6 protein-coding genes and 1 pseudogene are annotated in these 7,068 nt (G+C 75.1%); 4 read left to right on the top strand and 3 right to left on the bottom strand.

Annotated features, from left to right (window positions below):
- Positions 1-958: pseudogene (locus NOD94_RS39330) on the bottom strand (hypothetical protein); the annotation flags it as partial.
- A 182-nt stretch (positions 959-1,140) separates the two neighbouring features.
- On the opposite strand from NOD94_RS39330, the gene NOD94_RS39325 reads away from it, so the two are divergent.
- Together NOD94_RS39325 and NOD94_RS39320 are read left to right on the top strand one after the other, a co-directional pair.
- The gene (locus NOD94_RS39325) at positions 1,141-1,320 is read left to right on the top strand and encodes a hypothetical protein (protein WP_281211044.1); all 180 of its coding nucleotides are present in this window, start codon (positions 1,141-1,143) and stop codon (positions 1,318-1,320) included.
- A 23-nt stretch (positions 1,321-1,343) separates the two neighbouring features.
- Complete coding sequence (locus tag NOD94_RS39320) at positions 1,344-1,889, top strand: MOSC domain-containing protein (RefSeq protein WP_281211043.1); 546 nt, start codon at positions 1,344-1,346, stop codon at positions 1,887-1,889.
- A gap of 158 nt (positions 1,890-2,047) precedes the next feature.
- On the opposite strand, the gene NOD94_RS39315 is transcribed toward NOD94_RS39320, so the two are convergent.
- Together NOD94_RS39315 and NOD94_RS39310 are read right to left on the bottom strand one after the other, a co-directional pair.
- Positions 2,048-2,827, bottom strand: coding sequence for a hypothetical protein (locus tag NOD94_RS39315; protein ID WP_281211042.1), 780 nt, complete (start codon positions 2,825-2,827; stop codon positions 2,048-2,050).
- Between the two features lie 230 nt (positions 2,828-3,057).
- A complete protein-coding gene (locus NOD94_RS39310) occupies positions 3,058-3,657 on the bottom strand; it encodes a methyltransferase domain-containing protein (protein ID WP_281211041.1) in 600 nt (199 codons plus the stop codon).
- Between the two features lie 209 nt (positions 3,658-3,866).
- Here NOD94_RS39310 and NOD94_RS39305 point away from each other — a divergent pair, with 209 nt between their 5' ends.
- Together NOD94_RS39305 and NOD94_RS39300 are read left to right on the top strand one after the other, a co-directional pair.
- Complete coding sequence (locus tag NOD94_RS39305; protein WP_281211040.1) at positions 3,867-4,646, top strand: MHYT domain-containing protein; 780 nt, start codon at positions 3,867-3,869, stop codon at positions 4,644-4,646.
- An 86-nt stretch (positions 4,647-4,732) separates the two neighbouring features.
- A partial coding sequence (locus tag NOD94_RS39300; RefSeq protein ID WP_281211039.1) for an ATP-binding protein occupies positions 4,733-7,068 on the top strand: 2,336 nt, incomplete at its 3' end.

Raw genomic sequence — 7,068 nt, 5'->3', positions numbered from 1 at the left:
CTGGGCCGAGCACCCGGCCGACACCGTCATCGACCGGATGGTCGACGAGTTCGCCCGCCCCGGCCGCAGCGGCGGCGTCGGCGACGAGTCCGGCGTCGGCGAGGCTGTGCAACTGGAGGACGGCGCGCAGGGCGGGTGGGGCGTCGGGACGGTCGGCGGGGCTGCTGCCGGGGCCGTCGGCGTCCGGGTCGAGGAACTCGACGCGCAGGGAGATCCGCACGCCGGCGTCGTGGCCCACGGCCACCTCGTCGGCCCACGCCCGCAGGGCGGGCAACGGCCGGGCGGGTCCGGCGGGCGCCGCGAAGGCGGGGCCGCCCGCGGCGGCGGCCGCGGCGGGGGAGCGGGGCAGGGTGTCGGCGATCGCGTCGAGGAAGGCCCGCAGCAGCGGTTCGGGGGCGGGCAGTCGGGGCGGCCCGTCGGCCTCCAGGGGGACGCAGTGGGCCTCGGGCGGCATGGCGGCCGCCAGCTGCCGTACCGCTTCGAGGTCGGCGGCCTCCAGCGGACCGGTCCGCCAGGCGTCGTACCCGGCGGGGCTCAGCCCCGGCAGCAGCAGCCCACGGGCGGCGAACCGGAGGGCCAGCAGTGACGCCGCTCCCCAGAACGCCGCGGGGGCGCTCGCCCCGGGGGCGGTCCGGGCCCGGGTGAGCAGCGGCAGGGCGGCGCCGATGGGCAGCACCAGGGCCGTGACCGCGACCGGTAGCAGCGCGGGAGTGATCACGGTGAGTTCCTCGACGACCCCGTCCGGGGCCTCGGCGCCGCCCGGGGGCGCGGGGAGGGCGGCGGTTGCGGCGCGGGCGCTCGCGGGGGTTCCCGTACCGGGGGCGCCGTCGGCGGAGGGCCGGGCGGGCGGGGCGGTGTCGGCGTCGTTGCGCCAGAAGGCGACGCGCCCGTTGCGCGGCGGGTCGGCGGGCAGGAAGACGGCGGAGCGGCGGAGGAGGTCGGAGGTCTCGGTGAGCACGCATTCCTCAAACTTGACTACCGGGTACGGGGCGGCCGAGAGTACCTCATGGGCGGAGCCCGGGGGCGCGCGCGGCGCGGCGACCCGGGTCACGCGCCGGAACGAGGGGCGGCGCGGGGGAACGCACGGTGGGGGCGGAGCGTTGAGAGGTCAGTAGCCGAAGCAGGAGGAGGTGTCCGTAGATGTCGAGGAGCGGAAAGGTCGCGGTTGCCGCAGTCGCGGCAGCGATCGTGTTGTTCTATGTGTTCGGCGTCTGGGGTTTGGTGGCCCTGGTCGCGGTCCCGGCCGTCGCCTACCTCCTGCTGGACCCCTCCCAGCGTCGTCGTCTGCGGGGCATATCCAGGAAGCAACTCGACCGCTGAGGGCGGCAAGGGGAACGTAGGTCATGAACACCGCTCAGGTCTCGTCGGTCAGCAGCAACGGCGCGTACTCGTTCACCAAGCCGAACCGGGAGAGCATCACCCTGCTGACGGGTCTCGGAGTCGAGGGGGACGTGCACGCGGGAGTCACGGTCAAGCACCGCTCACGCGTGGCGCAGGACCCGACCCGGCCGAACCTGCGACAGGTCCACCTCATTCACCGGGAACTCTTCGACGAGGTGGCCGGCCAGGGCTTCGACGTCGGTCCGGGCCAGCTCGGGGAGAACGTGACCACGGAAGGCATCGACCTGCTCGCGCTGCCGACCGGAACGCTGCTGGGACTCGGCGAGGAAGCGGTCGTGGAGGTGACCGGTCTGCGCAACCCGTGCCGGCAGATCGACGATTTCCGCAGCGGTCTGCTCAAGCAGGTCGTCGGCCGGGACGGGACGGGCCGCCTGGTCCGCAAGGCCGGAATCATGGGCGTGGTCCGCCGGGGCGGCACGATCCACCCCGGCGACGCGATCACGGTCACCCTGCCGCCACTCCCGCACGTCCCGCTCGAACGCGTCTGACCCCTCGCCGCCCTGGCTGTCCGATCAGGCCGATCCCGTCCGGGTCGCGGCCGGTGGGGTCAGTCCTGGTCCGGCATGAGGGCGTGGCCCGCGCAGGTGCGCGGCCTGGACGCGGTGGGCGGCCCTCCGGGACTCGGAAGTCCTCATCCCCAGGGTGTTCAGACGGGCCTCGCGGCCACGCGGTCCAGGGCCGCCAGCAGTTCCCCCAGGTCGAAGTCCCCCTCGCGGGGGACGGTCAACACCTCGCCCGGCTCCTCGTCCAGCAGGACGAACGCCGAGTCGTCGGTCCGAGCCACCAGCGACCAGCCGGGGCCGTCGGCCCGTACGGTTCGCGCGCCCTCGGCGGCGAAGGACGAGCGCACCCGGCCCGGAGGCGGCGCCGCGCGCGTGTACTCCGTCGCCTCCTTGAGCGCCCGCGTCAGTCCGGGATGTGCGGCGGCCGCCGCACCGCCGTCCGTCGCGACGCGCTCGCTCCAGTCCGCCCATTCCCGGGCGATCTGGTCCGCGCCCATCCGCCGCTGCACGGGTCCCCACGCGTCCGCCGAGGGCGGAGTCAACGGCACCCGGCCGGTGCCGTCCGCACCCTGCTCCGGATCGTGCGGTTCCGCGACGCCCGGCGCCGATACGGTCAGCTCCAGCGGCCAGCCCGCCAGCGAGACCACGATGGTCCGCTCGTCGGGCGACAGGTCGTACTCCATCCCGCAGTCCCAGGAGGCGATGGCGGCGGCCACGAGCGAGACGTCGTCCACGACGACCGTCCAGCGCGCCCCCTCCTCGTCCTGCCCGAGCACCAGCCCGTACCCGTCCGTCACCGGCCGTACGCCCAGCAGTGCGCAGGCCTCCGGAAAGTCGTCGCCCAGGACAGCCGGAAACTGCGTGGGGGTCAGCAGTACGGCGGTCAGCACGTACAGCGAGCCCCCGTCCTCCTCGTCGGACACGTGGCCTCCCGATCGCTCTCTCGTCGGCGCACCTTAACCAGCGGGTAACACGCGCGTCGAGAGCAGGAGGAGGGCGATTTCCAAGCCCGCCACCTGTACGTACGGTTGGCGCCCGCCACGGAACGGAATACCGGGGCGCTGTTACGGCCGACTGCGGGAGATCCGCCGGACGAGCCCCGAACCCCCAGGTCCCCCGACCCCCCCCAGGTCCCCGAGCCCCCGAGTCCGGGTCAGGCGCGGCGCTCGGCCAGGACCAGGAAGCGGTGGTCCTCGTCCGCGTAGCGGGTCATGTCCCAGCCGGAACCCGACAGCAGCGGGCCGAGGTTGTGCTCGGCCCGCAGGTCGTCGGGGGTCAGCGACCGGCCGTGGCGTGCCGCGAGCGCGGCGCGGCCGATCGGGTGGAAGAGCGCGAGCCGTCCGCCGGGGCGGACCACGCGGGCGAGCTCGCGCAGGTTGGCCTCGGGATCGGGCAGGTGGGCGATCAGCCCGGCGGCGAACACGGCGTCGAGGGCGCCGTCCCGCAGCGGCAGCCGGGCCACGTCGGCCCGTAGGAGCGCTCCGGCGCCCCCGCGCCCGGCCTGCCGCGCGGCGGCCAGCATCTCCTCGGTGAGATCGACCCCGAGCACCGTCCCGGAGGGCCCGACGGCCTCGCGGAGCGGGGGCAGGGCCCGGCCGGTCCCGCAGCCCGCGTCGAGCACCCGGTCCCCGGGGCGCAGCCCGCACGCGTCCACGGCGTCCACGAAGGCGGGTCCGTCCTCGGGGAACTTCCGGTCCCAGGCACCGGCGCGCGGCCCGAAGAACTCCTGCACGTGCGTGTGGTCTTCGCTCATGAGCCCATGATCCCGCACGGCGGTGTTCGCGCGGTGCCCCCCGCGCCTTCCGCATCGCCTGCGGGCGCACGCCCTGCCTGTGCCGTGTGCGCAAGGAGGCACGTCGCATGATCGGAGATGAACGTAGCTCTGTCATATTCCAGCAGTTCCAGCGGCTTTCGAAATGCTCCCCTTGTTCGTGCCCTCACCCGGACTAGCGTCCCGTGGCCATGGGACACCTGGACCACGCCGCCTATGGCTGGCTGACACCCGTACTGTCGTACGTGATGGCATCGATCGGCGCCGCCCTCGGGCTGCGCTGCACCGTCCGTGCGCTCGCGGCGACGGGAGCCTCCCGCCGCAACTGGCTGCTCACCGCGGCCTCGGCCATCGGCACCGGCATCTGGACGATGCACTTCGTCGCGATGCTCGGCTTCCACGTCACCGGCACCGAGATCCGCTACCACGTGCCGCTGACCATCCTCAGCCTCCTCGTCGCCGTGCTCGTCGTCGGCGCCGGCGTCTTCGCCGTCGGCTACGGCAGGAGTCGGGGCAGGGCCCTCGTGCTCGGTGGCCTGACCACCGGCCTCGGCGTCGCGAGCATGCACTACCTCGGGATGGCGGCGCTGCGCCTGCACGGGCAGGTCACCTACCGGCCGCTGACCGTCGGGCTGTCCGTCGCCATCGCCGTGATCGCCGCCACCGCGGCGCTCTGGGCGGCGCTCAACATCAAATCGCCGGTGGCCGTGGCGGGAGCCTCGCTGGTCATGGGCGCGGCCGTGAGCAGCATGCACTACACGGGGATGGCCGCCGTCGCCGTCCGCGTCGCACCCTCGGACGCGGCGCTGTCCGGTGCCACGGCCATGCAGTTCATCTTCCCCCTCGCGGTCGGCCTGGGGTCCTACCTCTTCATCACCGCCGCCTTCGTCGCGCTCTCCCCGACCGCCGACGAGCGCGCCGCCTCGGCCTCCGCCCGCAACCTCGGTGACGCCGCGCTCCCCGCCCGCTGACCCTTCCGATCCCCGACCGGTCCACCCACCGACATCCCCACCACCCCCCCGCGAACCCCGTACGCACCGCCCGGAACGAGGAGCCCATGCGCAGACCCCGCACCAGACCGGAAGCAGCGGCCCGGCGGCTGCCCGCGCCCCCTGTGCGCGGCCGCCGGGCGCACGCGGGGCCCCCGGCAGAGGAACCCGAGGCGGAACGGGTCTCCGGCCCAGGCGCGGCCCCGGCCGGGGCCGGTGGCGGAGCGCGGCCCCGGATCCGGCTGCGGCCCGCCACCGTCCGGGCGAAGATCGTCTCGCTGCTGATGGTCCCGGTCGTCTCGCTGCTCGCCCTCTGGGCCTTCGCCACCGTCAGTACCGCCCGGGACATCGCCGCGATCAGCAGGATCCGCCAGGTCGACGCCGAGATCCGCACCCCCGTCGCCGCCGCCCTGGCCGAGCTGCAGGCCGAACGACGGGCGGCCGTCCGCTTCCTGGCCGATCCCGCCGCCGACCAGGGCGCCGGCTTGGCGCAGCAGGCCCGGCGCACCGATGACGCCGTACGGAGCCTGCGGCTCGGCGACCGCCACACCGTCGCCGACTCGGGGGACTACGGCCCCGACATCGTCACCCGGCTCGGGGACTTCGTGAGCGCCGCAGAGGCCCTCGCGACCGCCCGCAAGGACATCACCGACCGCCGCGCGACCCCGGAGGCGGCCTACGCGACGTACACGCGCCTGACAGACTCCGCCCTCTCCGTCGAGGGAGCCCTCTCCGCCGGCCGGAACCCCGAACTCGGATCCGACGCCCGGGTCCTGCTGGAGTTCGCCCGCGCCGGGGAACTGCTGGCGCGGGAGGACGTCCTGCTCGCGCTGCCGGGCCAGCGGAGCGCCGAAACGCTTCGCCGCCTGGCCGGGACCGTCGAGTCCCGGCGCGCGGTGACCACGGCCTCCGCCCGGGACCTGCCCGCCGCCCAGCGGGAGGTCTGGGACGCCGCCTCCAGGAGCGCCGCGTACGCGGACCTCACCGGGGCCGAGGACCGGGTCCTGGCGGCAGCCGCCCCGGTCCCGGCCAACGGCACGCCGCACGCCGGCAACGCGGCCCCCGCCGGTAACGCCGCCGCGGCGGCGCGCGAGGCGTCCGGCGTCCCCGCCGGCTGGGAGGCCGCGTACACGGGGATCAGCGCCTCCATGAAGGAGATCCGGGAGGCCGCCCGAGCCGAAGCCGCGGACCGCGCGGATCCGTTCGCCGAAGGGGCGCTGAGCCCCGCCGGCGCCGCCGTGCTGCTGGGCCTGGCGGCCGTCGCCGCCTCCCTCGTCATCTCCGTCCGCATCGGCCGGGCCCTCGTCGTCGAGCTGGTCTCGCTGCGCAACACCGCCCTGCGCATCGCCCACCGCGAACTCCCGCACGCCATGGACCGGCTGCGCGCCGGGCAGACCGTCGACGTGGACGCCGAGACCCCGCCCGGGCGGCCCGCCGACGACGAGATCACCCAGGTCGGGGAGGCCCTGTCCACCGTCCACCGGGCCGCCCTCAGCGCCGCGGTCGAGCGCGCCGAACTCGCCAGTGGGGTCAGCGGGGTGTTCGTCAACCTCGCCCGTCGCAGCCAGGTCCTCGTCCACAAACAGCTGACCCTCCTCGACTCCATGGAGCGCCGCGCGGACGACCCGGGCGAACTCGGGGACCTCTTCCGCCTCGACCACCTCACCACGCGGATGCGTCGGCACGCCGAGAGCCTGATCATCCTGTCGGGCGCCGCCCCCGGACGCGCGTGGCGGATGCCGGTCCCCTTGACGAACGTGGTTCGCGCGGCCGTCTCCGAGATCGAGGACTACCAGCGCGTCGAGGTGCGCGGACTCGCCGAGGCGGCCGTCTCCGGCGGCGCGGTCGCGGACCTCACCCACCTGCTCGCCGAACTGATCGAGAACGCGACCCAGTTCTCACCCCCGCACACCAAGGTCCGGGTCAGCGGAGAGCCGGTCGGCACCGGATACGTCCTGGAGGTCGAGGACCGCGGTCTCGGCATGGGGCGTGACGTGCTGGCGGAGGCCAACCGGCGGATCGAGCACTCCGAGGACCTCGACCTCTTCGACAGCGACCGCCTCGGTCTCTTCGTGGTCAGTCGGCTCTCGACCCGCCACGCGATCCAGGTCCACCTGCGCACCTCGCCCTACGGGGGCACCACCGCGGTGGTCCTGCTGCCGAACTCCCTCCTCCAGGGGGCGATCGCCGGGGCGCCCGCCTCCGCGGCCGCGCCGCAGGCATCCCCCGAACCGGCGGCGGAAGCCGCCCGGGTGCCGTCGCACGCCCCGGCCATGAGCGTCGTACGGGAGTCGGTGCGCGGCCTGCCCGCCCCGGAACGGGACCGGGCCGCCGCCCCCGCGTCCGGCCCCACGGCCCCGCGGCAACGGCCCGTTCCGGTGGCCTCGCTGCGGCCGCGCGGCGC

The sequence above is a fragment of the Streptomyces sp. Isolate_45 genome (assembly GCF_024721315.2).
Taxonomy (GTDB): Bacteria; Actinomycetota; Actinomycetes; order Streptomycetales; family Streptomycetaceae; genus Streptomyces.
The sequence above is the reverse complement of the archived record's forward strand: the minus strand, read 5'-3'. Positions and strand labels throughout refer to the sequence as shown.

What these genes read in the sequence shown, in the direction of transcription:
- NOD94_RS39325 (WP_281211044.1), top strand. Translation starts at nt 1,141, where the DNA reads ATGTCGAGGAGCGGAAAGGTCGCGGTTGCCGCAGTCGCGGCAGCGATC.
- NOD94_RS39320 (WP_281211043.1), top strand. Translation starts at nt 1,344, where the DNA reads ATGAACACCGCTCAGGTCTCGTCGGTCAGCAGCAACGGCGCGTACTCG.
- NOD94_RS39310 (WP_281211041.1), bottom strand. Translation starts at nt 3,657, where the DNA reads ATGAGCGAAGACCACACGCACGTGCAGGAGTTCTTCGGGCCGCGCGCC.
- NOD94_RS39305 (WP_281211040.1), top strand. Translation starts at nt 3,867, where the DNA reads ATGGGACACCTGGACCACGCCGCCTATGGCTGGCTGACACCCGTACTG.